Origin of the sequence: Roseicyclus persicicus (assembly GCF_012395815.1) — a bacterium.
GTDB lineage: Bacteria > Pseudomonadota > Alphaproteobacteria > Rhodobacterales > Rhodobacteraceae > Roseicyclus > Roseicyclus persicicus.
On sequence record NZ_JAAZQQ010000002.1, the window covers coordinates 726,170 to 747,121 of the forward strand.

23 protein-coding genes are annotated in these 20,952 nt (G+C 71.9%); 11 read left to right on the plus strand and 12 right to left on the minus strand.

Annotated elements, in window-relative coordinates; all coding sequences use genetic code 11:
- Positions 1–4 precede the first annotated feature (4 nt).
- Positions 5–934 (plus strand): Hint domain-containing protein, encoded by a 930-nt coding sequence (locus HCU73_RS08970; protein ID WP_239025486.1) that lies wholly within the window; start codon positions 5–7, stop codon positions 932–934.
- Positions 935–1,122: 188 nt separating this feature from the next.
- Positions 1,123–2,001 carry a Hint domain-containing protein gene (locus HCU73_RS08975; RefSeq protein WP_168623066.1) on the plus strand — a complete coding sequence of 293 codons (879 nt, stop codon included), beginning with the start codon at positions 1,123–1,125 and terminating at the stop codon, positions 1,999–2,001.
- A gap of 4 nt (positions 2,002–2,005) precedes the next feature.
- Here HCU73_RS08975 and HCU73_RS08980 read toward each other — a convergent pair whose 3' ends face one another.
- Positions 2,006–2,821: a glycosyltransferase family 25 protein gene (locus HCU73_RS08980; RefSeq protein WP_168623067.1), complete on the minus strand. Its 816-nt coding sequence runs from the start codon at positions 2,819–2,821 to the stop codon at positions 2,006–2,008.
- A gap of 117 nt (positions 2,822–2,938) precedes the next feature.
- On the opposite strand from HCU73_RS08980, the gene HCU73_RS08985 reads away from it, so the two are divergent.
- The 3 genes from HCU73_RS08985 to HCU73_RS08995 are packed head-to-tail and all read left to right on the plus strand — an operon-like array spanning position 2,939 to position 5,515.
- Positions 2,939–3,691, plus strand: a complete 753-nt coding sequence (locus HCU73_RS08985) for a glycosyltransferase family 25 protein (RefSeq protein WP_168623068.1) — start codon at positions 2,939–2,941, stop codon at positions 3,689–3,691.
- Positions 3,688–4,719: a glycosyltransferase gene (locus tag HCU73_RS08990; RefSeq protein ID WP_168623069.1), complete on the plus strand. Its 1,032-nt coding sequence runs from the start codon at positions 3,688–3,690 to the stop codon at positions 4,717–4,719. The genes HCU73_RS08985 and HCU73_RS08990 overlap by 4 nt, the downstream gene beginning before the upstream one ends.
- Before the next feature lies 1 nt (position 4,720).
- Positions 4,721–5,515, plus strand: a complete 795-nt coding sequence (locus HCU73_RS08995) for a glycosyltransferase family 25 protein (protein ID WP_168623070.1) — start codon at positions 4,721–4,723, stop codon at positions 5,513–5,515.
- On the opposite strand, the gene HCU73_RS09000 is transcribed toward HCU73_RS08995, so the two are convergent.
- The 3 genes from HCU73_RS09000 to HCU73_RS09010 all read right to left on the minus strand — a co-directional run bounded on the left by HCU73_RS09000 (position 5,502) and on the right by HCU73_RS09010 (position 7,874).
- Positions 5,502–6,113: a fused DSP-PTPase phosphatase/NAD kinase-like protein gene (locus HCU73_RS09000; protein ID WP_210730547.1), complete on the minus strand. Its 612-nt coding sequence runs from the start codon at positions 6,111–6,113 to the stop codon at positions 5,502–5,504. The genes HCU73_RS08995 and HCU73_RS09000 overlap by 14 nt on opposite strands.
- A gap of 137 nt (positions 6,114–6,250) precedes the next feature.
- Positions 6,251–6,979 carry a sulfotransferase family 2 domain-containing protein gene (locus HCU73_RS09005; protein ID WP_168623072.1) on the minus strand — a complete coding sequence of 243 codons (729 nt, stop codon included), beginning with the start codon at positions 6,977–6,979 and terminating at the stop codon, positions 6,251–6,253.
- Between the two features lie 82 nt (positions 6,980–7,061).
- Positions 7,062–7,874, minus strand: coding sequence for a hypothetical protein (locus HCU73_RS09010; protein ID WP_168623073.1), 813 nt, complete (start codon positions 7,872–7,874; stop codon positions 7,062–7,064).
- A 233-nt stretch (positions 7,875–8,107) separates the two neighbouring features.
- Here HCU73_RS09010 and HCU73_RS09015 point away from each other — a divergent pair, with 233 nt between their 5' ends.
- Entirely contained in the window at positions 8,108–8,557 is a 450-nt protein-coding gene (locus tag HCU73_RS09015; RefSeq protein ID WP_168623074.1) for a methyltransferase family protein, read from the plus strand.
- A gap of 88 nt (positions 8,558–8,645) precedes the next feature.
- The gene (locus HCU73_RS09020; protein WP_168623075.1) at positions 8,646–9,362 is read left to right on the plus strand and encodes a DUF1223 domain-containing protein; all 717 of its coding nucleotides are present in this window, start codon (positions 8,646–8,648) and stop codon (positions 9,360–9,362) included.
- 7 nt (positions 9,363–9,369) lie between these two features.
- Here HCU73_RS09020 and HCU73_RS09025 read toward each other — a convergent pair whose 3' ends face one another.
- Genes HCU73_RS09025 through HCU73_RS09035 form a run of 3 tightly spaced genes read right to left on the minus strand, consistent with a single transcriptional unit; the run spans position 9,370 to position 11,633 of the window.
- Entirely contained in the window at positions 9,370–10,287 is a 918-nt protein-coding gene (locus HCU73_RS09025; RefSeq protein WP_168623076.1) for a lysophospholipid acyltransferase family protein, read from the minus strand.
- A gap of 33 nt (positions 10,288–10,320) precedes the next feature.
- Complete coding sequence (locus HCU73_RS09030) at positions 10,321–11,196, minus strand: DMT family transporter (protein WP_168623077.1); 876 nt, start codon at positions 11,194–11,196, stop codon at positions 10,321–10,323.
- Positions 11,197–11,201: 5 nt separating this feature from the next.
- Positions 11,202–11,633 (minus strand): protein tyrosine phosphatase family protein, encoded by a 432-nt coding sequence (locus HCU73_RS09035; protein WP_168623078.1) that lies wholly within the window; start codon positions 11,631–11,633, stop codon positions 11,202–11,204.
- A 166-nt stretch (positions 11,634–11,799) separates the two neighbouring features.
- Between HCU73_RS09035 and HCU73_RS09040 the strand changes: the two genes are divergently transcribed.
- Genes HCU73_RS09040 through HCU73_RS09050 form a run of 3 tightly spaced genes read left to right on the plus strand, consistent with a single transcriptional unit; the run spans position 11,800 to position 12,624 of the window.
- Positions 11,800–12,117, plus strand: a complete 318-nt coding sequence (locus tag HCU73_RS09040; RefSeq protein ID WP_168623079.1) for a TraR/DksA family transcriptional regulator — start codon at positions 11,800–11,802, stop codon at positions 12,115–12,117.
- A 39-nt stretch (positions 12,118–12,156) separates the two neighbouring features.
- Positions 12,157–12,399, plus strand: a complete 243-nt coding sequence (locus HCU73_RS09045; protein ID WP_168623080.1) for a hypothetical protein — start codon at positions 12,157–12,159, stop codon at positions 12,397–12,399.
- A 36-nt stretch (positions 12,400–12,435) separates the two neighbouring features.
- Entirely contained in the window at positions 12,436–12,624 is a 189-nt protein-coding gene (locus HCU73_RS09050) for a hypothetical protein (protein WP_168623081.1), read from the plus strand.
- Between the two features lie 9 nt (positions 12,625–12,633).
- On the opposite strand, the gene pdxA is transcribed toward HCU73_RS09050, so the two are convergent.
- The 5 genes from pdxA to lptF all read right to left on the minus strand — a co-directional run bounded on the left by pdxA (position 12,634) and on the right by lptF (position 19,307).
- Positions 12,634–13,617 (minus strand): 4-hydroxythreonine-4-phosphate dehydrogenase PdxA, encoded by a 984-nt coding sequence (gene pdxA / locus HCU73_RS09055; protein ID WP_168623082.1) that lies wholly within the window; start codon positions 13,615–13,617, stop codon positions 12,634–12,636.
- Positions 13,614–14,864 carry a peptidylprolyl isomerase gene (locus HCU73_RS09060; RefSeq protein WP_168623083.1) on the minus strand — a complete coding sequence of 417 codons (1,251 nt, stop codon included), beginning with the start codon at positions 14,862–14,864 and terminating at the stop codon, positions 13,614–13,616. Before HCU73_RS09060 ends, pdxA begins: the two co-directional genes overlap by 4 nt.
- Before the next feature lie 77 nt (positions 14,865–14,941).
- Positions 14,942–17,086, minus strand: a complete 2,145-nt coding sequence (locus HCU73_RS09065) for an LPS-assembly protein LptD (RefSeq protein ID WP_168623084.1) — start codon at positions 17,084–17,086, stop codon at positions 14,942–14,944.
- The gene (gene lptG, locus HCU73_RS09070; protein WP_168623085.1) at positions 17,083–18,177 is read right to left on the minus strand and encodes an LPS export ABC transporter permease LptG; all 1,095 of its coding nucleotides are present in this window, start codon (positions 18,175–18,177) and stop codon (positions 17,083–17,085) included. The genes HCU73_RS09065 and lptG overlap by 4 nt, the downstream gene beginning before the upstream one ends.
- The gene (gene lptF / locus HCU73_RS09075) at positions 18,174–19,307 is read right to left on the minus strand and encodes an LPS export ABC transporter permease LptF (RefSeq protein ID WP_168623086.1); all 1,134 of its coding nucleotides are present in this window, start codon (positions 19,305–19,307) and stop codon (positions 18,174–18,176) included. The genes lptG and lptF overlap by 4 nt, the downstream gene beginning before the upstream one ends.
- Positions 19,308–19,485: 178 nt before the next feature.
- Between lptF and HCU73_RS09080 the strand changes: the two genes are divergently transcribed.
- Positions 19,486–20,952, plus strand: a complete 1,467-nt coding sequence (locus HCU73_RS09080) for a leucyl aminopeptidase (protein ID WP_168623087.1) — start codon at positions 19,486–19,488, stop codon at positions 20,950–20,952.

Below are 20,952 nucleotides of genomic sequence, written 5' to 3' on the forward strand. Positions count from 1 at the left end.
CGGAATGTCGCTTGTCTCCTTCACCCATGTCATCTCGTTCGGCGCCACCCAGTCGGGCGGCACGCTGAGCTGGATCAGCACCCAGTCGCTGGCTGTGCCGGGCGGCATCGACATCAATGATCGGAACGGGGATGGAAACCTCGACGGGACCGGCAGCGGCGGCGACTTCCTGGAGGGCAACAGTTTCTTCTCCGGCTTCTACTACGAGGCCCAGAACGGCAAGACCTACGCCATCTTCATCGGTGCTTACGGCAATGGCTACCGCATCCCCTACAACGCAGCCGACTACGACCTCGCCGAGGAAATGAACGGGCCGGGCAGCACCAGCCTGTTCCAGCTCACCGACTTCGAACCCACCGGCAACCCGGTCTGCTTCCTGCCCGGCACCCTGATCGCGACGCCCAATGGCGAGGTGGCGGTCGAGACGCTCGCCATCGGCTACCTCGTGACCACCGCCGACGGCCGCGCGGTGCCGGTGCGCTGGGTCGGGCGGCAGACGCTGTCGACGCTGTTCGGTCCGCCCGAGCGGCTGATGCCGGTGCGGGTGCGGCAGGGCGCGCTGGGCGAGGGGCTGCCGCGGCGCGACCTGACCCTGACGGCGGATCACGCGCTGCTGGTCGACGATCTCCTGATCAACGCGGGCGCGCTGGTGAACGGGGGAAGCATCGACTGGGTGCCCCTGTCGGAACTCGGCGCGCGCTTCACCGTCTACCATGTCGAGACCGAGGACCACGACCTGATCCTCGCCGAGGGCGCCCCGGCCGAGACCTTCATTGACTACGTTGGACGGCAGGTGTTCGACAACTACGCCGAGTATGTCGCCCTCTACGGCGAGGAGCGGATCATCACCGAGGCGCCTTATCCGCGCATCTCCACCCCCCGCCTGCTGCCCCCGGCGCTGAAGGCGCGGCTGGGGATCGGCAAGGCGGCCTGAGGGGCGCGATATCGCACGACCGCAGGACAGGCTGTCATGGTCGCTGCGTCTGCGGCGTGCCTGTTCCGCTGTGGCACTCCAAGAAAACCGTTGAATTCGCATACCGGCGTGCGACCGTGCGACAACGGACGACGCGTCTGAGTCGCGGCGCGGCTGGTCGGCGGATGTCGATGCTTTGGGGGAACGGCATGGCGAGCTACTTCGTTTCGTCAACTGCGCAGTACAGCTCGTCCACACAGACACTTATTGGTGCATTTGACGACGACGTCATCCTCTCCGACGGCAAGCCGGGCGAGACGACCTTTGAGCTGAACGAAGCCCTCGCCCACCCGCAGACCGACGTCCAATACAAGGGAAAGGTCGTCATCGACGGCATCGAATATCCGGTATTCCAGACAGGGTTCGGAAACGGCGTGTACCTTATCGCATCGTACAAACCCCTTGCGGAGATGAACTTCCCGGCTTCGCTGACGCTGCCTCTTGCCGATACATCCAGCTTCACGGTCTGTTTTGCCGCCGGCACCGGCATCGCCACGCCGAACGGCGAGCGCGCGGTCGAGACACTGGCGATCGGCGATGGGATCCTCACGGCGGACGGCCGGTGCGTCGAGGTGATCTGGATCGGCCGACAGATCGTGCAGAAGATCTTTGCCGGCGACCGGATGATGCCGGTGCGGATCCGGGCCGGGGCCCTCGGTGAAGGCCTCCCGCATAGCGACCTGACGGTCACCGCCGATCACGCGCTGATCCTCGACGGTCTCGCGATCAACGCAGGGGCGCTGGTAAACGGCAGCAGCATCGACTGGGTGCCGCTGGCGGAGTTGCCCGAGCGCGTGACCTATTATCACATCGAGACCGAGGGCCACGACGTCATCCTCGCCAACGGCGCGGCGGCGGAAACCTACGTGGATTACGTGGGGCGGCAAGCCTTCGAGAACTACGCCGAGTATGTCGCCCTCTACGGCGAGCGGCGGCTCATCACCGAGGCGCCCTGGCCCCGCATCTCCTCTCCCCGTTTCCTGCCCCCTGCGCTGAAGGCGCGGCTGGGGATTGGCACGGCGGCCTGAGAGGTCAGGGCGCGGGCGGGTCCTCGGCGTAGGCGACCGACACGATCCGCGCCCGTCCCGTCGCCCATTGCCAGAGCTGGCGGGGGGCCTGGTTCAACTCGGCAAGGCCCCGGCGCAGCGCGCGGAGGCGTTTCTTCCAGCCCTCGGGCCGGATCGCCTTGCCGAGCGGCGCGATGTCGCTTTCGTAGGCCTGCGCGCGCTGGGTCGCCATGGCGGGCACGACGATGGCGGCGCCCAAGCCCCGGCGGATGGGCGACACCGTGTCGTTGAACAGGAAATGGTCCACCGGCACGCGGAAGCGGCCCTTGTGGGCCAGCGCCAGCCGCGCGCCCTCGCGCGACAGGATGTAGGCGCCGCCGCCGACGTGGCGCGACCGCATCGGGTGCAGCGCGCGGCCCGTCGGGGTGTGGCCGATCTCGGGCGCAAGCAGCAGCTTCGAGGCGCCGGCGTTGAACTTCTCCAGCTTCACGGCGTGGCAGCCGGGCGGGATCCACGCATCGTCGGCCAGCACGGCCGCGATGTCGGCGGCCAGCGTGATGTCGTCCTCGAGGAACAGGGCGTGGGCCGCGTCGGAGGCCAGGAACGCCTCCCAGGCCCGCGTGTGGCTGACCGTGCAGGCGCGGTCGCCTAGGCCGAGCTGGCCCAAGGGGCCGTGGGTGCGGACGACGGCGGCGATCTCGGGCTCGGGGACGGCCTGCGCGTCGCAGGCGGGCTGGCGGTGAAAGGCGACCCCCCGCGCGGCGAGGTGGGCGCCGATCCGCTCAAGCCGGTCGGGGCGGCGGTCGAGGTTGATGACGTAGACAGGGATCGCCTGGGCCATGGCCGCGCGCATCGCATGGGGGCGGCTCCGGTGCAAGGGGCCCGCGCTTGCCACCGGGCCCGCGCGCCAGTAAGGGCAGGGGCCAGTCGCGCCCCAAGCCCGGACCCCGTTGCGCCCATGTGGCCCTCCTACGTCATCAACCTTGCCGACAACACGCACCGGATGGCCCGCAGCGCCGCCGCGCTGGACGCGGCGGGCGTGCCGTGGCACCGGATCGAGGGCGTGCTGGGCCGCGCCCTGCCGGCCGACGAGGTCGCGCGGGTCTACGACGCGGGGCGCAACGCGCGCGAGGGCAAGCACGCGCTCATCCTGCCCGAGATCGGCTGCTACCTGAGCCACATCCGCGCCTGGGAGGCCATCGCCGCCGGCGACGCGACCGGCGGTTTCGTCTTCGAGGACGACTTCGCCGCCGACGACACGCTGGCCGCCAAGCTGGCGCTCCTGTCCGAACCGCAGGGCATGTGGGACATGGTCAAGCTCTTCTCCTTCGACCCCGCCCCGCGGCTGGTGGCCGAGGCGCCGCTGGGCGACTGGCGCATCGGCATCCCCTACCGGGTGCCGACCTGCCTGATCGGCTACGGCATCACGCGGGAGGCCGCGGCGCGGCTGGCGGCCCGCGCGATCCCCTTCTTTCGCCCCGTGGACGAGGACCAGAAATTCGTCTGGGAAACGGGCCTGCGGGTGGCGCTGGTGCTGCCGCCGCCCGTGACGGTGGGCGACCAGGAGGCGCAGACCGGCACCATCGGTTCGGTGCGCCGCGCGACGCGGTCGGGGCGGACGGCGCTGGGGCAGGCGCTGCACAACCTGCGCTACCAGTGGGACTACACGCGGCGGCTGAGGCGCCACCGCCGGCAGGAGCGGCAAGGATGACGGGCAAGAAGATCCTGCACATGCATTTCGGCAAGGAGGGCGGCGCGGAGCGGTTCTTCGTCAACCTCGTGCACGCCTTCGGCGAGGCGGGGATGGAGCAGCGCTTCATCACCCGGCCCGGGCGGCTCTGGCGCGACGAGATCGCGGACCTCGGGCCGATCATCGAGAACCACTACCGCCGCCTCGACCCCAGCAGCCTGTGGCTGACCTGGCGGGTGCGCCGGATGGTGCGGGACTGGCGGCCCGACGTGATCATGGCGTGGATGTCGCGGTCCTCGCGGCTGATCCCCGACTGGCCGGGGGCGGTGAAGCTGACGCGGCTGGGGGATTATCCCCGCCACCTCAGGCACTTCCGCCACAACGACGTGATCGTGGCGAACACGCCGGGCATCGCGGAACGCTGCCGCGAGCTGGGCTGGACCAGGCCCCTGCATGTCGTGTCGAACTTTGCCCGGCAGGTGGAGGTCCGGCCGGTGGCCCGCGCCGATCACGGCACGCCCGAGGACGCCTTCGTCATCGCGGGGTCGGGGCGCTTCGTCGGGCGCAAGGGGTTCGACACGCTGGTGCGCGCGGCCGCCGCGGTGCCGGGGGCGTGGCTGTGGCTGGCCGGCGCGGGCGAGCGGGAGGCCGAGCTCAAGGCGCTGGCGGCCGATCTGGGCATCCTGCCGCGCACGCGGTTCTTCGGCTGGGTGGACGAGCCGATGCACTACGTCGCGGCGGCGGATGTCTATGTCATGCCGTCCCGGCACGAGCCGCTCGGCAACGTGATCCTCGAGGCGTGGCACGCGCGTGTGCCCGTCGTCTCGACCCGGTCCGAGGGGCCGAGCTGGTTCGCCACCGACGGTCAGGACGCGCTGATGGTCGACATCGACGACGTGACGGCCATGGCCGCGGCCATCGCGCGGGTCCGCGAGGAGCCGGGTCTGGCGCAGCGGCTGGTCGCCGGCGGGGCGGCGACGCTGGAGGCGAAGTTCACCAGGGCGCGGGTGATCGAGCATTACATGGACCTGTTCGACGGAAAGCTGTGACATGCGCGCGCTGGTCATCAACATGGGCGTGGCGACCGAGCGCATGGGGGTCATGGCGGCGCAGCTCGACGCGCTGGGGATCGCGTGGGAGCGGCTGGAGGCGGTGACGCCCGCGACGCTGGAGCCGCCCGAGGGCGACCCGGTCTGGCACCGCTGGCAGCGGCCGATGCGGGTGACCGAGATGGCGCTCTGTGCCTCGCATGTCGCGGCCTGGCGGCGGGTGATCGCGCTGGACGCGCCCTGCCTGGTGCTGGAGGACGACGCCGTCCTCTCGACGCGCCTGCCGGCGCTGCTCGAGGCGGTGGCGGGGCTGGCGGAGGTCGAGCACCTGAGCCTCGAGACGCGGGGGCGCAGGAAGCTGGTGGCCCGGGCGCCCCATCTGGCCGCGCCGATCCGGCGGCTGTGGCAGGACCGGACCGGCTCGGCGGCCTACGTCGTGCGGCCCGAGGGGGCGCGGAAGCTGATCGCCGCCGCCGCCCGCGCGGGCGCGCCGTCGGATGCGCTGATTTCCTCGGCCCCGGGCCTGCGCAGCTGGCAGGCCGACCCGGCGCTGGCGGTGCAGCTCGATATCTGCGGCCGCTACGGTGTGCCCCAGGCGATCCCGACCAAGTCCCTGATCGACGCGGTGGCCAAGCCGCCGGTTGCGGCGCTGACGCCCGCCGTGCGGCGGGCCTACCGGGCGCGGCGGATCGCGGCGCAGCTGGCGATGGGGGGGCGGCTGGTCCGCCACGCGCTGGACGGGACGCGGCGCGAGGTGCAGCCCGAGGGGCCGTGGGTCGACCTCAGCGCCCGTTGAACGCGGCGGGGTCGTAGCGGGTGGCGACCCAGTCCTCGAAGTCGATGCCGGTGGCGGCGCGGTCGGCGGCGTAGGCGTCGAGCATCCGGTGCACGACCCCGGCCTTGCCGAAGGAGAAATGCGCGTATCTCCAGCTGAGCGCGCGGCGGGCCTCCTCCAGCGGCTGGCCCTTGATGACATGCAGGTAGAGCGTGACGGCAAGCCCGGTGCGGTCGGCGCCCGACTTGCAGTGCACCAGCATCGGCTTGGGCATCTCGCGCAGGAGGCGGACCAGCTCCAGCAGGGTCGCGGGCGGCGGCACGTAGACGGTGCGCAGGCGGACGGCGCGCAGCTCCAGCCCCAGGCGCTCGCAGGCGTCGCGCTCGAGCAGGTTCGGCGTGTTGTCGTCCTCGCCGCGCAGCGTCAGCACCGACCGGATGCCCAGCGCCTTGTAGCGGGCGAGGCGGCGGTAGCCGGGGTGGTTGCCGCGGTAGAGGTCGGCATCGACCCGGTAGAAGTTCGGCAGCAGCACCCGGAGCCACGCGTGGTCGCGCACCCAGTAGCGGTAGAACACCCGCCAGGGGGTCATGCGGTGCGTGTCGACGTCAGATGCGCCCAACTTGGCCTGTTTCGTCACGCCGATGCCCCAGTCACTCCGATCCGGGCCTGCTAGCACGGACCGGCGCCGCGGGACAAGCGCGCCCCCGCCGCGGTCCGGCGACGGACCCCTGCGGCATTCCCGGCCGGCGCACGCCCCTAGAGGTTGCCCGAGGCGTAGAGCCGCGCCAGCATCCGCCCCGCCGCCCGCTGCAACAGGGTGCCGGCGATCTCCGGCGCAGCCTCTGCGGCGGACGCCGGGTAGCCGAGGGCCCGGAAATCGGCCCCGTAGCGCGCCTCGATCAGCGCGATGTCGGACGACGCCAGGCGGATCGCCGGCTGCGTCGATTTCTTGAGAACCGGGATATCCGTGGGCACGCGCGCGCCGGTTTCGTGCCCGATCCAGTCGAACACGGCACCCAGCCCCTGTTCGAGCGGGAACACCCGGAAGCTGTCGTCGAAGAACTCGACCTGGGGGCGGAAATGGTTGTCCATGTAGCTGGGGTCGTGCCGCGCGGCGGCCAGCGACATCCGCAGCCAGGCCGGGAACCCGAACCGCGTGATCCGCCGGCGCGCGCGGCTGCGCTGGGCCTGATACTTGAACTCGCTCTGCAGCCGCGCGACGGGATCGCGGCACACGGCGAACCGCAGGGCGGGCAGCGCGGGCCCGAGCCGGTCCTGCGCCTCGCGCCAGGTCATGTGCTGCGGCGACGACCGGCGATCGGGGTCGCGCCAGCCGCCCCCGCGCCGCCAGTACCGCGTCCAGGTGTCGTCGTGCAGGTCGACCTCGGACGCCAGTGCGCCGAGGGCGGCATGGATGCTCGACCCCGCCGTCTTGGGGATGTGCGAGAACCAGACGCGGTGACCGTTGATCACGTAGACGGGCATGGCAGGCTCCTCGCGGGGGACGTCCGCGCGCCGCTTTGCCAACGCTGCCCGGGCAAGGCAAGGGCGCGGCGCGGCGCGCGGGTCACAGGACCGACCCCAGCGCGCGTTCGAAGTCCGCGGCGGTGCGCTCGGGCGTGGTGCGCGCGCGCAGCTGGCGCATCCGGTCCTCGGCCTCGCGCCAGGTGGGGCCCCCGAACCCCGAGGCGGCGTCGTCGAGCATCCCGGAGATGGTGTCGGCATCGCCGCGGTTCACCAGGTAGGGGTAGTCATGCCCCAGCAGGTCTTCGGCATCGTGGCTATGCCGGTTGATCAGGATCGGCGCGCCACAGACGGCGGCCGTCACCGCCTTGGTCAGGGGCTTGATCACGTCGTCGGACCGCGCCTGCGCCTCGGGTCGCACGGCGAAATGGAAGTTCGCGGTGCCGAACAGCTGCAGGTTCCGCGCCATGCCGTCCGAGAAGCCCACGTCATGCACGGCGACGCGATCCGCCAGGTCACCGGGCAGGTGGGCGTTGTCCGGATTGCCGAAATAGGCGGCCCGCAACCGGTCGCGCGGGGGCGGGGTCGCGGCGGACAACCGCAGATCGGGCTGGTGCAGGACAAGCCCGACCTTGGCCGACGTCCTGCCCCAGGCGCGCAACAAGGCCGTCAGGGCCTTGGCCTGGGCTTGGGAACTGGCGATGTGCAGATCGACATGGGCGCGCGGCGTGGCCGAGATTGGCCGGTCGATGGGGTCGTGCAGGATCGCCAGGCTTCGGTCATGCAGAGTGCTGAGCGCTGCCGGGGACAGCCGGTCGATGCTGTCCTTGATGAACACGAAGATCGCGGCCCGCGGGCGTGTCCTGACCCAGGCGACGCGCATCGCCTCGAGAACGAGATTGCGAAGCGGCAGCATCCCGTAAGAAAAACGGCCGCTGCCATGCGCGCGCAGTATGTCGCAAAGCTGGAACCCCCGCATCAGGGTCGAACCGAGGTATGTGGCGCTACGACGGTAGACGAAGAAGACCGGTACTGGCCGCTTTTGCATCGCTGCTCGATTCTTGTAGAATTTTCGGACACCCTTGCCGGTGTTGGCCGGATTTCGCAACCCGCACCGGCAAGAAGCCGCTGGTGGAGCCCGGTCCGACCATGAAACACTTCCCCGACCTGCCCCCGGTCTGGCTGCTGCTCGGGCTTGTCCTTGCCTGGGTGCTGGCGACCTGGCTGCCGCTGGTGCGGCTGTTCGGGCCGGCCTGGCAGGCGGCGGGCGTGCTGCTGGCGCTCGCCGGCACCGGCCTGATCCTGTGGGCAGCCTGGTGGTTCTGGCGCAAGCGCACCACGATCGAGCCGCACCACGAGCCCGGGCGCCTGATCGTCGAGGGGCCCTACCGTTTCAGCCGCAACCCGATCTACCTCGGGATGCTCGCGATCCTGACCGGCGCCGTCCTTTGGCACGGGGCGCTGAGCGGGCTGCCCTTGCCCTTCGCCTTCGCCGCCATCCTGACCCGCCGCTTCATCGCGCCCGAGGAGGCCGCGCTGCGGCGCGCCTTCGGGGCCGAGGCGCATGACTATCTCGACCGCACGCGGCGTTGGCTGTAACGCGGTCTCGCAAAGGCTTGATTGGCGGCGGGCGCGGGGAGCGACTACCTCTGGGCGAGACTTGGGGATGACGGAAACGGGGGTCGCGATGCGATCGACAGCCGCGGGATGGATCTGGGCGGGGCTTGTGGCCCTGTCGGCGGCGGGTGCCGCCGCGCAGGACGGCGAGGCGCCAGTGGTTGTGGAGCTGTTCACCTCGCAGGGCTGCGCGTCCTGCCCGCCGGCGGATGCGCTGCTGGGCGAGCTGTCCGCGCGGGACGACGTGATCGCGCTGGCGCTGCATGTCGACTACTGGGATTACATCGGCTGGCGCGACACCTTCGCCCGGCCGGAATTCACCGCGCGCCAGCACGGCTACGGCCACGCGGCGGGCTCCACGGTGGTCTACACGCCGCAGATGATCGTCGGCGGGCAGGACCACGTCGTCGGCACCCGGGCGATGGCGGTGGCCGACCTGATCCAGGCCCACCGCGCCCAGCCCGACCCCGTGGTCATCGCGGTCACGCCCGAGGCGGGCGGCTACGCCGTCGAGGCCCAGGCGCGCATGGACCCGCCGCGGCCGCGCATGGTGGTGCAGCTGGTCACCTACATCCCGCACGAGGAGGTGCCGATCGACCGCGGCGAGCGCGCGGGCACGGTGGGCGATCATTACAACGTCGTCACCTCGTGGCAGGTGGTGGCCGAGTGGGACGGCGCGGCGCCCTTCGTCGCGCGGATCACGCCGCAGGACGCGGCGGTGCCCCATGTGCTGATCGTGCAGCAGGCGGGCTACGGGCCGATCCTGGGCGCGGCGCGGCTCGACTGAGGGCGGCTCAGGCGTCCTCGGGCCCGGGCGCGGGCGCGGCGAAGTATTTCGCCTGACGGTCCGGTTTCCAGCGGCGGTGCACCCAGAACCACTGGCCGGGCCGGGCGCGCACGCGGGCCGACAGGCTGTCGTTCAGGGCCTTGGTCATGGTGCGGGCGTCCGAGGGCGGGATCGGCGCCTCGACCGTCACGTCGAAGTCGAGCCCGTTCTCCTGCCGCTCGGCATAGATCGGCACCAGCAGCGCGTCGTATTTCAGCGCCATCTCGCCCGCCGACAGCACCGTGGGCGCGGGCTTGCCCAGGAAATCCAGAAGCTCGCCATCGGCGAAATACTGGTCGATCAGGATCGCGCCCTGGCCGCCGTCGCGCAGGTTCCTGACGAAGCCCGCAAGGCCGCGGCGGTCGCGGGCGAAGGCGGGGCCGCCCACGCCCTCGACCGAGGCGATGTAATGGGCGTTGGAATAGGGGTTGTTCATCAGCCGGTAGAGCCCGCCCATGGCATAGCCGCGCACGTTCATCGCGGCGCGGGCGGCCTGGTAGTTGCCGTAATGCCCCGAGACGAACAGGATCGGGCGGCCGGCGGCGCGGGCCTCCTCGCAGGGGCCGAGGCCCGGGCCGCGGGGCTGCCAGCGGGCGGCGCGGGCCAGCTGGTCGGCGGTGGAATAGTTCTCGATCAGCACGCGGCCGAAATTGTCGAGCACGGCGTCGGCGACGCGGCGGCGCTCGGGCGCGGGCATCTCGGGGAAGATGTAGGCCAGCTGCGCCATCGCGCGCCTGCGGAACCCGGTGACGCCGCCGAGCGCCCGGAGCGCCCGGCCCATCATCGGCACGCGGGTCTCGTAGGGCAGGCGCAGCGCCGTCCACAGCAGCCCGCGGGCGATGCGGTCGACCGTCCAGTCGAGCCAGAGGCGGCGGGGTTTCGGCATCCGGTCCTTCGGGCGGTTCGTCTCGGCGCGCGGTCAGGCCGCGGCGCTGGCGCGGGCCCGGGTCTCGCGGTGCCAGACATAGACGCCCGCCCCCACGATCACAAGCGCACCGACCAGCGTCCAGCCGTCGGGCACCTCGTCGAAGGCGACAAGGCCCCACACCGTGGCGAACACCACGCCGGCATAACCGAAGGGGGCGACCGCACCGGCCTCGGCCAGCGTGAGCGACCGGATCAGCAGGAACTGGCCCAGCGCCCCGGTGGCCCCGAGGGCGAGGAAGATCAGCGTGTCGGAGGGGGCAGGGGGCTGCCAGACGGGAATGGTCAGAAGGCTGGCGGCCACTGTGCCGATGATCGCGGTGTAGAGGAACGAGGTCAGGATCGGCTCGTCCCGGCCCAGGAACCGCGTGGTCAGCGCGTAGGAGGCGTAGAACACGCCCCCCAGCAGCGGCAGGAGCGCGGACAGGGTGAAGATGTCCGACCCCGGCCGGATCACGATCAGCGCGCCGGTCAGCGCCGCGGCGATGCCGAACAGGCGCCGCGGCCCCAGCGGCTCGCGCAGCAGGAGCGCGGCGCCCAGCGTCAGGATGACCGGGTGCACCTGCATCACGGCGGTCGCCGCCGCGATGTCCATGACGCTGATCGCGGTGAAGAAGGACAGCGTGGCCGCGAACAGGAAGCCCGAGCGCAGGAGTTGCAGCCCCACCCGCCGCGTGCGCAGGAGCGGCCCCAGCCGCGGGGCGAGGATGATGGCGACCACCAGCATCATGCCGGCATAGCGCGCCCAGACCACCTGCATCGGCGCGTAGCGCTGCATCAGCATCTTGGCGGTGGCGTCCATCGCCGAAAACAGGAAGATCGCGCCGAGCATCAGCACGATGCCCTGCGCGGTCGGGCTGAGGCGGGACAAGCGGGTCAGCCCTTGCGGGCCGCCAGCGCCTCGATCTGCGGGCGGAGCCACTCCAGCTGGTAGCCCCATTTCTCGCCGCGGGCGATGATCTCGTCGGTGGGCATCTCGCCGGCCATGCCCAGCGCCCAGACGATGGTCGACCGGTTGCCCGACGCGCAGTAGGCGACCACCGGCCCCTCGGCAGCGTCGATCGCGTCGGCCTGTTCCTCGACGTTGCCCATGGTCAGCTGGCCGCCCACCACCGGGTTGAACACGAAGTGCAGCCCCGCGGCCTCGGCGGCGGCCTGCATCGCGGCGGCCTGCAGGGGCGGCGGGTTCTCGGCGTCGGGGCGGTTGCAGATCACGGTGGTCACGCCCGCGGCGGCCAGCGCGGCCATGTCGCCGGGCTCCATCTGCGGGCTGACGCTGTAGCTGTCGGTGATCTGGCGCAGGGTCATCGGCGGGGTCCTCCGGGGGGCTTTGGCTCGCGCCGCACCATGCCGCAGCCGCGCGCCGAGGGAAAGGCCACGTTGATGCAGGTCAAGGTCCGACGCGCCGCGGCGCTGCTAGAGTCGCGGGGAGGGTTGCGCCCCGTGCGCCGTCCCGCCGGAAGAGGAGACCGACATGACCGATCTTGCCATCCGCCGCGCCCAGCTCGAGGACCGGTTGGCCTTCCTCGACGCGCGCCTGCACGAGATCGACGCCGAACTGGACAGCCACCAGTCGAAGGACTGGGAGGAACTGGCGACCGAACGCGAGGGCGACGAGGTGCTGGAGCGGCTGGGCCAGTCGGGCCAGTCGGAGATCGCGCAGATCCGCGCGGCGCTGGCGCGGATGGACGCGGGCGAGTATGGTGTCTGCGTGACGTGCGGCGCCGACATCTCGGAGGAGCGGCTCGACCTGTTGCCCTACACCCCGTTCTGCCGGAGCTGCGCCCGCTAGCCGCCGCCCCCGCATCGCCCCTCTGAAGGAGGTGGGCCGATGACGAAACCTGCCCACAGACCCGACATGACCCGCGCCATCGAGGCCCTGCTGGCCTCGCCCCATGCGGGCCGCGCCGTGGCGCAGGCGCTGACCGACAACGCGGCCGACTGGCAGGCGCGAATGCTGATCGCCGAGATGCGGGCCCGCCGCGCCCGCCGCGCCTACGACCTCGAGGTCGACGGTGCCGACGACGCCCGGCAGTCCGGCCTCGCGCCCTCGCCCTGGGCGCGGGCGAACTGACCGACGGACACGAGCAACACGGAGGATGAGAGGCGAATGACCCAGACCGATCCGAAGCCGGCCCGTAAGGCCCACACCGAACTGCGCCGCGGCAAGCGGGACGAGCCCGAGGCCGCCCCCGCCGCGCCTGCCACCCCGAAGCTGCAGCCGCGCACCTCGGCCGAGACGCTGGCCAAGACGCTGGAGGACGGCGCCGACGACCTGTTCAACGACATGCCGGTCTAGGCTGCGGGCTCAGGCCGCGCGGCGGGCCTCGGCCATCTCGCGCGCCATCTGCAGCGCGGCGATGAAGCTGGTGGGGTCCGCCCGGCCGGTGCCCGCGATGTCGAAGGCGGTGCCGTGGTCGGGCGAGGTGCGGATGAAGGGCAACCCCAGCGTCACGTTCACGCCGCCGGCGAAGTCGATGGTCTTGATCGGGATCAGCGCCTGGTCGTGGTACATGGCCACGGCCGCGTCATAGCCCGCCCGCGCGGCGGCATGGAACATCGTGTCGGCCGAATGCGGGCCGGTCAGGCCCAGCCCCTCGGCCCTGAGCGCGGCGATCACGGGGGCGATCAGCTCGATCTCCTCGCGGCCCATGGCGCCGCCCTCGCCGGCGTGGGGGTTCAGACCGGCCACGGCGATGCGCGGGCTTTCCACCCCGAAATCCCGCCGCAGGCTCGCCTCGGTGATGCGGATCGTGTCGCGCAGGAGCTCGGCCGTCAGCGCGGCAGGCACCTCGGCCAGCGGGATGTGGATGGTCGTGGGCACCACGCGCAGCTCGGGGCAGGCCAGCATCATCACCACCCGGTCCACGCCCGCCAGATGGGCGAGGTACTCGGTATGGCCCGGAAACCGGAAGCCGGCCCCGTCCTTCAGCGCCTTCTTGTGGATCGGCAGCGTGGTCAGCGCCGCCGCCTCGCCGCGCGTCACCAGCTCGACGCCGCGGGCGATGGCCTCGATCACCGCGGCGGCGTTCGCGGGTTCGGGGCGGCCCGGGGTGGCCGGGGCGGGGAAGGGGTGGTTGAGGACCGGCAGGCCGGTCAGCGCGGCATGGGCGGCGTCGGCGGGCCGGGCGATGGGCACCGGCCGCACGCCGAGGCCCGACAGGTGCGCGGGGTCGCCGATGACGAAGAAGGGCAGGCGCGCCCCCAGCCGTTCCCAGGCCTTGGCCGCGATCTCGGGGCCGACGCCGGCCGGTTCCCCGATGGTGACGGCGATCGGGGCCGGGCCGCTCATTCGTAGGCGATGATCGCGTCAGCGCGCAGCTCTTCCAGCAGCGCGTCGGCATAGCGCTGCAGGGCCTGGACATAGACCTGCTGGCGCACCGCCTCGAGGCCGGCCTCGGGCTCGGCGACGGTGCGGGCGCAGAGCATCACCGCCAGCGTCGTGGCGCCGCCGTTGCGGGTCACGTCGAAGCTGATCTCGCCGGGGTCGAGCGCGGCCAGCGCCATGGCGATGTCGCCCGGGATCGCGCCGAGCGGCTGGTCGACCCGCTCGAAGCTGCCGGCCGGCCGCTGGCCGTAGAGGTCGTCGCAGACGTCGATCTCGGCGCGCAGCGCGGCGGCGGCGGCCGCGCCTTCCTCGGTCGCGCGCGAGGGCAGGGCCACGGTGGCGTAGTCGACCGAGGTCACGGTCGGCCCGCGAAAGGCGCCCTCGGACAGGCCGCGCATCTGGAAGATGGCGATGGCGGGCCCGAGCGGGACCGGCCCGTAGGTCTCGCCATAGGCCAGCAGGACCATGTCCTCGCGCAGGTTCGGCGGCACCGCGTTCAGCGGGCGCCAGCCGGTCAGGCCGTCGTCCTCGCGGGTGGAGGCGGCGGAAAAGCGGCGGGCAGCCTCGGAGAAGTCGTCGACGTTGAAGTTCAGGTCGGCGGCGGCCTGGGTGAGGTCGGCGCGCAGCGACTCCTGGTTCTCGGGGGTGACCGGGATCACGATCTCGGCCAGCAGGATCTGTGCCCCCTCCAGCCGCGGCGTGTAGGCCAGCGCGGCCTCGACCGCGGCGTCGGTGACCTGCGCCCGGGCGCGGGTGCCGAAGCGGGTCTGGACCACGTTGCGCCAGGAGATGCCGTTGGCCACGAAGTCGCGGAAGGTCTCGGGCGCGACGCCCTCCTCGCCGATGGCGCGCAGGAACTGCTCGGGGCCCATGTCGGCGCGGGCGGCGAACTCGACGACGCCGGCCTCGATCTCCTCGGGGGTGGCGACCACGCCCATGCGGCGGGCCTCCTGCACCTGCAGGCGCTCGTTCACCAGCGTCTCCAGCGCCTCGGCGCGAAGGTCGCCGGGGGTGCGCACCACCTCGAGGAACAGGGCGCGCTGGTCGACCTCGTACCAGGTGACGATGCCGTCGTTGATCCGCACCGCGGCCGAGAAGGGCGACTGCGCCGTTGCCGGCCCGGCGCCCGCCAGCATGGCGAGCCCCAGGGGCAGCGCCAGCGCAAGGGCGCGCAGGCGGCGGCGGATCGGGGTCTGGGATGTCTCGGTCATCGCGTCTGTCGTCCGGTCTGCTCTGGGGCGGGCTGTCATGGTCTGGTGTCCCCCTGTCCCTCTTTTGGCCCGAAGCCCTAGCGAAGGCAACTGCGCGTGTGGCTGCGCCCGCCGCGCTGGGCGCCGAAGCCGTTCAGCGACACGGTGAAGCCGACCTCGGTGGCGGGGGTGAGGGTGGTGGAGGTGGTGTAGCGCCGCGCGACGGAGAATTCCATGTCGACGCATTCATTGGCATAGGCGACGGCGAGGCCCGCCCGGGTCGGCGCGTTCTCGACGAAGTCGTAGCGCCAGTTGGCCGAGGCGAGCCAGCCCGCGCGGATCTCGTATTCGGCGTCGAGCGCCCATTCGGCCATGTCGAGCGGCCGGTCCTCGGCCGGGTCGGCGGCGAGCCAGGTGTAGCTGGTCTCGAGCGCGTGGCGGTCGCCCTGCCAGCCCAGCGACAGCTCGTTCGAGGTGAAATCCAGCGCGGAATCGAACAGCGCCCGGTTGATGACGCGCCAGCGGTCGCCCTGGCTGAAATGGGTGGCCAGCAGGTAGTCCGAGCGGATCCCGTCGAGGCCCGAGCCGGACGTGAACTGGCCCGTGTCCGTCTCGCGCAGCACCAGCCCGGCCGCGACGCCCAGCGACCAGCCCAGCGTGTCGGTGCGGGTGTAGCCGAAGCCGATGCTGGCGCGCAGGCCGGTCTCGCGCTGGTCGGCGCCGGGAAAGCGGTCGAGCGCGAGGAGGTTGGCCTCGTCGAACTCCACGATCCGGCTGTCCTCGGCCGGCACGGCGTCGCCCGAGACATCGGACCAGGCCAGCTGCACCACGGGCTCGATCAGGTGCGTGACGCCGCCCGCGGTGCTGCGGGCGAGCGGGTAGCGCAGCTCGACGCCCAGGACGGGCGCGACGCGGGTGCGGGTGCCGTCGAAGGCGGGGTCCTGCCAGGTGTTGTAGATGTCGGCGTAGAGCGCCCCCTCGACCGCCATCAGCAGGCCGCCCGGCAGCACCGTGTCGCGGCGCCAGTCGAGGAACCCCGACAGCCGCGCCACGTCGCGCCCGTCGAAGCCGTCGGCGTCGGACAGCCGCGCGTAGCCGAAGGCCTCGAGCCCCACCGTCGCGATGCCGCCGATCGCGCCCGGCACGAAGCGGCGGGTGATCTCGGCATTCAGGACCTGGGTCGGCAGCGTCTCGTTGTCGTCGCCCTCGCGCAGCGACACGTAGGAGGTGGCGCCGATCTCGACATACTGGTCGCGGGTCGCCCGGCTGGCGCGGACGTAGCTTTCCAGCAGGTCGGGGTCGGGGAAACCGTAGGTGGTCAGGTAGCCGCGGTCGGTGACGCCCTGCAGCGCGAAGTCGAGCCGGTAGCCGCGGGGCAGGTCGAAGGCGCCCGCGGCAAAGAGATAGCCGCGCTGGTCCTCGGTCGTCATGTCGTCGCGGCTGAGCGCGCCCTGCACCTCGATCTCCCCGCCGCGGAAGGCCTGGCGGTAGCGCAGTTCCACCGTGTCGGTCGCGCCGGCGCCGATCCAGGGCACAAGGGTCAGGTCCGCGTGGTCGCCCAGCGTGATGAAATAGGGCAGGCGCAGGTGGGTGCCGGTGTCGTCGTTCGCGCGCAGCGACGGCGTCAGCAGGCCGGTCGCGCGCTCCAGCGTCGGGTCGGGCAGGCGCATCCGCGGCACCCAGGCGACCGGCACGCCCATCACCCGGAACGAGGCGTTGTCGAAGTAGAGCTGCCGCTCCTGCTGGTCGTGGATCACGCGCTGCGCCCGGATTTCCCACAGCGGCACGGGGCGGTCGGCGCAGACCTCGCAGGACGACGCGACGCCCTGGTAGAGCTGGGTGTAGCGGCCGTCCGAGCGCTCGATCTCTGTGGCGGCGATCTGCAGCTGGCGGTCGAGCACCAGCCGGGCCGAGCGCAGGACGCCGTTCTGCAGGTCGGCCGACAGCTCGGCGAACTCGGCGAAGACGACCGTGCGGCCGCTTTCCTCGGTCAGCGTGATCGGGCCCGTGACCTGCACCGTGTCGGTCGCGCCGTCGTAGACCACGGCCGCGGCGCGCAGCCGGGCGCCCTGGTAGAAGATCTCGACGCTGCCGGTGGCGCGGATGACCTGGCTGCCCTGCTCGAAGCGGATCGCGTCGGCGATCAGCGTGGCGGGCGGCTGCGTCTGCTGGCCGCCCGCGGGCAGGGCCAGCGCAAGCACCGTCAGCGCGGCGGCGGCGAGGCGGAGGGGGGCGCGCGTCATCCGTCCTCCGTGTGCAAAAGCAGGCCCACGGCCATCAGGATCGCGGCGACCGGGGGCGTCCAGGCCACCAGCGCGACGGGCAGCTGCCCGGTCTCGCCCAGCACCTGCGCGAAGGAGCGGATGAAGAACACCCCGAAGCCCAGCAGGATCGCCGCCAGCACCATCACCCCGGTCTTGCCGAAGCGGGTGTGGCGCATGGTGAACACCGCCCCGATCAGCACCATCGCGGCCAGCATCAGCGGCGAGGACAGTTCCGACTGCAGCCAGACCCGGTGCTGGAGCCCGGCAAAGCCCGCCTGGTTCAGCTGCGCGATGAAGCCCGGCAGCTCGTAGATCGGCACCGTCTCGGGCTTGCCGAAGCTGTCGCGGATCTGCTCCCGCGTCAGGGTCGAGGGCAGCGTCAGGGTCTCGAAGGCCTCGACCGCGGCCTCGGGGTTGCCGGCGCCCGCCAGCGGCCAGCGCCGCGCGCCGCTCAGCTCCCAGGCGCCGTCGACCAGCAGCGCCTGCCGGGCGGTCAGGCGGGTGACGATGCGGCCCTCGGCGTCGAACTGGAAGAAGCTCGCGTCGAACAGGTGCGTGCCGTCGGAATTGGTCGCGCCGGCGCGGATCACGGTCTGCTCGGTCGGCGTGCCCTGCCGCAGCCACAGCCCCTCGGACGTGACCGAGACCGTCCGCTCCTCGGCGCCGAGATAGCGGGCGGTGCGCAGGTCGACCTGCGCCTCGGTGGTGGCGACGATGGGGTTCAGGACCGCCACCGCCAGCGCGCCGAACAGGAACGCCACCAGCACCGGCGAGGCCGCCGCCCTGAGCGCCGACCGCCCCGAGGCGCGGATCACCACCAGCTCGGACGTCCGCGCCAGCCCGAGGAACAGCAGCAGCGTCGCCAGCAGCACGAACAGCGGGATCATCTCGTAGAGCGCGCCGGGCAGGTTCAGCAGCGCCAGCTCCGCCACCGGCCCGAGGCCCTGGTCGGGGCCGATGGTGCGCAGCTGCTCGGCCATGTCGATGGGCAGCAGGATCGCCACGAACACCGCCGTCACGATCCCCAGCGCGCGCAGGAAGCGGCGGGCGATGTAGAGGTGCAGGATCATGCCGGCACCGCCCCGTCGGCGCGGTCGCGCCGGCGCCGCCGGCGGCGCATCGCGCCCCAGGTCAGCACGCCGGCCATCGCCGCGGCCATGGCCGGCTGCAGATAGGCCAGGTAGGACAGGCTCGCATCCCGGATCGCCGCCGTCTCCGCCACGTTCCAGATCATCTGGAGGGGAATCACGAGACCCACCGCAAGCATGATCTGCGGCCAGACGCCAAAGCGCGAAAACCCGCCGAGCATCAGGCAGGCCGCGGCGATCAGCGGCGGGAAGATCACGAACAGCGCCCGCGCGATGCGGTCATGCCCGGCAAAGCGCATCTGCGGCAGCGACAGGTTCAGCTGCTCGGCCACCTGCGCGTCGGCGGTGATCAGCACCCAGGTCGGCAGCTCGCGCAGGTCGTAGCTGCGGAACCCGCCGTCGCCGATCAGCGCGCCGATGTCGTAGGTGAAATCGTCGAAGCGCACGGTCGCCAGCCGCTGGGTCGACAGGTTCAGCGTCTGCGCCAGCCCGTCGAACATCACCAGCCGCGGCCCCGTGTCCGACCGCACCAGCAGCGCCCGGGTGGCGGTGTAGGTGGTCTCGGCCCGCGGGTCCGAGCGGTCCTGCAGGAACAGGTCGCGGAACTCGCCCAGCTCGGTGATGTCGCGGATGTAGACCGTCAGCCCCTCGGTAGGGTGGATGAACTGCCCTTCGCGCAGGAAGCGGCCGGTCAGGTCCTCCTGCACCTCCTGGCTGCGGTCGATGAACTGGGTGCGCGCGATCGGCGCGAGCAGGTTGCCCAGCACCGCGATCAGCAGCCCCACGGTCAGCCCGAACACCAGCACCGGCCGCAGGAGCCGCGCCGCCGACAGCCCCGCGGTCTGCAGCACGACCATCTCGCTTTCGCCGATCATGCGGTTGAAGATGTAGAGCGTCGCCACGAAGGCCGCGACCGGCAGCACCAAGAGCATGATCTGCGGCAGGGTCAGGGCGGTGAATTCCAGGAACACCGACAGGGTCTGGCCGTCCGCGATCAGCGAATCGAACAGGTCCACGGCCTCGTTGATCCAGTAGACCGAGATCAGCACGAGGCTGAAGAAGCCGAACAGAACGATCAGCTGGGACAGGATATAGCGATCATACCGCCCCAAGGCGCGACATCCCCCGATACCTTGCGTCCCGCGTGGCAGCGCGGTGCGTGATCCGGTTCTAGGGGAAAGCGGCCGCGCGCGCGAGGGTGATCTGGCCATTCCCGGATGTGCGCCCTAGTCTGCGCGGCAATCGGGCCACGCGCCCGGACCCAGACCCTGCCGCCACGAGGAGCCGCCCATGACCGCACCGACCGCCATCGCCTTTGCCGAGATCGACCTCGACGCGCTGAAGGACGCCGAGGGCAGGATCGCCGTGGTGGTCTCGCCCGAGGGCAAGCTGGACCCGGCGGGCCGCCGGCTCGACCGGCTGACGCGGGGCGCGCTGTCGCGGCTGGTGGGGTCGGAGGCCTGGGGCAAGCTGAAGCCGGGCGAGGGGGCAAGCCTCGGCTGGCCCGCGGGTCTGGCGGCCTCGGCGCTCATGGCGGTCAAGCTGGCGCGCCGGCCCAGCGTCGAGGAGGCGCGCAAGGCCGGCGCGGAGCTGGCCAAGTTCAAGGGCGCCGAGGCGCTGACGCTGGCCGCGGGCCCGACCGCGAAGGTGGCCGAGATCGCGCTGGGCCTGGCGCTCCGGGCCTATGATTTCACCCCGCACAAGACCGGCGACAAGGACACGCCCAAGGGCGCGACCATCCTCGTCGCCAAGCCCGCCGAAGCCGAGGCCGAGGCCGCCGCGGCCATGGCGCTGGCCGAGGGCGTGTTCTTCACCCGCGACCTGGTGAACGAGCCCGCCAACGTGCTGACGACCGAGGATTTCGCCGCCCGCCTCGTCGCGCTGGGCGCGCTGGGCATCGAGGTCGAGGTGCTGGAGGAGGACCAGCTGGCCGCGCTCGGCATGGGCGCGCTCCTGGGCGTGGGGCAGGGGTCGGACAGCCCCTCCAAGGTCGTCGTCATGCAGTGGAAGGGCGGCGCCGAGGGCGCGCCGCTGGCCCTGATCGGCAAGGGCGTGGTGTTCGACACCGGCGGCATCAGCCTCAAGCCCGCCGCCGGCATGGAGGACATGACCATGGACATGGGCGGCGCCGCCGTGGTGGCGGGCGTCATGCGCGCGCTGGCGCTGCGCAAGGCCAAGGCCAACGTGGTCGGCCTTGTCGGGCTGGTCGAGAACATGCCGTCGGGCCGGGCGCAGCGGCCGGGCGACGTGGTCAAGTCGATGAAGGGCGACACCGTGGAGGTGATCAACACCGACGCCGAGGGGCGCCTCGTGCTGGCCGACGTGCTGTGGTACGCGCAGGACCGCTTCAAGCCCGCCGGCATGATCGACCTCGCCACGCTGACGGGCGCCATCATCATCGCGCTCGGCCACGAGAACGCGGGCGTCTTCTCGAACGACGACGCGCTCTGCGACGCCTTCCTCAAGGCCGCGAAAACCGAGGGCGAGGGCGCGTGGCGGATGCCGCTGGGCAAGGCCTACGACGACAAGCTGAAAAGCCGCATCGCCGACATGAAGAACGTGGGCGGCCGCGATGCGGGCGCGATCACGGCGGCGCAGTTCCTGCAGCGCTTCGTCAAGCCCGAGACGCCGTGGGTCCACCTCGACATCGCGGGCGTGGCCAGCGTGAAGTCCGACACCGCGCTGGCGCCCAAGGGGGCCACGGGCTGGGGCGTGCTGGCGCTCGACCGGCTGGTGCGGGACAGGTTCGAGGGCTGA

What these genes read in the sequence shown, in the direction of transcription:
- HCU73_RS09010 (WP_168623073.1), bottom strand. Translation starts at nt 7,874, where the DNA reads ATGCTGCCGCTTCGCAATCTCGTTCTCGAGGCGATGCGCGTCGCCTGG.
- HCU73_RS09020 (WP_168623075.1), top strand. Translation starts at nt 8,646, where the DNA reads ATGCGATCGACAGCCGCGGGATGGATCTGGGCGGGGCTTGTGGCCCTG.
- HCU73_RS09040 (WP_168623079.1), top strand. Translation starts at nt 11,800, where the DNA reads ATGACCGATCTTGCCATCCGCCGCGCCCAGCTCGAGGACCGGTTGGCC.
- HCU73_RS08980 (WP_168623067.1), bottom strand. Translation starts at nt 2,821, where the DNA reads ATGGCCCAGGCGATCCCTGTCTACGTCATCAACCTCGACCGCCGCCCC.
- HCU73_RS08970 (WP_239025486.1), top strand. Translation starts at nt 5, where the DNA reads ATGTCGCTTGTCTCCTTCACCCATGTCATCTCGTTCGGCGCCACCCAG.
- HCU73_RS09050 (WP_168623081.1), top strand. Translation starts at nt 12,436, where the DNA reads ATGACCCAGACCGATCCGAAGCCGGCCCGTAAGGCCCACACCGAACTG.
- HCU73_RS09065 (WP_168623084.1), bottom strand. Translation starts at nt 17,086, where the DNA reads ATGACGCGCGCCCCCCTCCGCCTCGCCGCCGCCGCGCTGACGGTGCTT.
- HCU73_RS09015 (WP_168623074.1), top strand. Translation starts at nt 8,108, where the DNA reads ATGAAACACTTCCCCGACCTGCCCCCGGTCTGGCTGCTGCTCGGGCTT.
- HCU73_RS08985 (WP_168623068.1), top strand. Translation starts at nt 2,939, where the DNA reads ATGTGGCCCTCCTACGTCATCAACCTTGCCGACAACACGCACCGGATG.
- HCU73_RS09080 (WP_168623087.1), top strand. Translation starts at nt 19,486, where the DNA reads ATGACCGCACCGACCGCCATCGCCTTTGCCGAGATCGACCTCGACGCG.
- HCU73_RS08975 (WP_168623066.1), top strand. Translation starts at nt 1,123, where the DNA reads ATGGCGAGCTACTTCGTTTCGTCAACTGCGCAGTACAGCTCGTCCACA.
- HCU73_RS09025 (WP_168623076.1), bottom strand. Translation starts at nt 10,287, where the DNA reads ATGCCGAAACCCCGCCGCCTCTGGCTCGACTGGACGGTCGACCGCATC.
- HCU73_RS09045 (WP_168623080.1), top strand. Translation starts at nt 12,157, where the DNA reads ATGACGAAACCTGCCCACAGACCCGACATGACCCGCGCCATCGAGGCC.
- HCU73_RS08995 (WP_168623070.1), top strand. Translation starts at nt 4,721, where the DNA reads ATGCGCGCGCTGGTCATCAACATGGGCGTGGCGACCGAGCGCATGGGG.
- HCU73_RS09005 (WP_168623072.1), bottom strand. Translation starts at nt 6,979, where the DNA reads ATGCCCGTCTACGTGATCAACGGTCACCGCGTCTGGTTCTCGCACATC.
- HCU73_RS08990 (WP_168623069.1), top strand. Translation starts at nt 3,688, where the DNA reads ATGACGGGCAAGAAGATCCTGCACATGCATTTCGGCAAGGAGGGCGGC.
- pdxA (WP_168623082.1), bottom strand. Translation starts at nt 13,617, where the DNA reads ATGAGCGGCCCGGCCCCGATCGCCGTCACCATCGGGGAACCGGCCGGC.
- HCU73_RS09035 (WP_168623078.1), bottom strand. Translation starts at nt 11,633, where the DNA reads ATGACCCTGCGCCAGATCACCGACAGCTACAGCGTCAGCCCGCAGATG.
- lptG (WP_168623085.1), bottom strand. Translation starts at nt 18,177, where the DNA reads ATGATCCTGCACCTCTACATCGCCCGCCGCTTCCTGCGCGCGCTGGGG.
- HCU73_RS09060 (WP_168623083.1), bottom strand. Translation starts at nt 14,864, where the DNA reads ATGACCGAGACATCCCAGACCCCGATCCGCCGCCGCCTGCGCGCCCTT.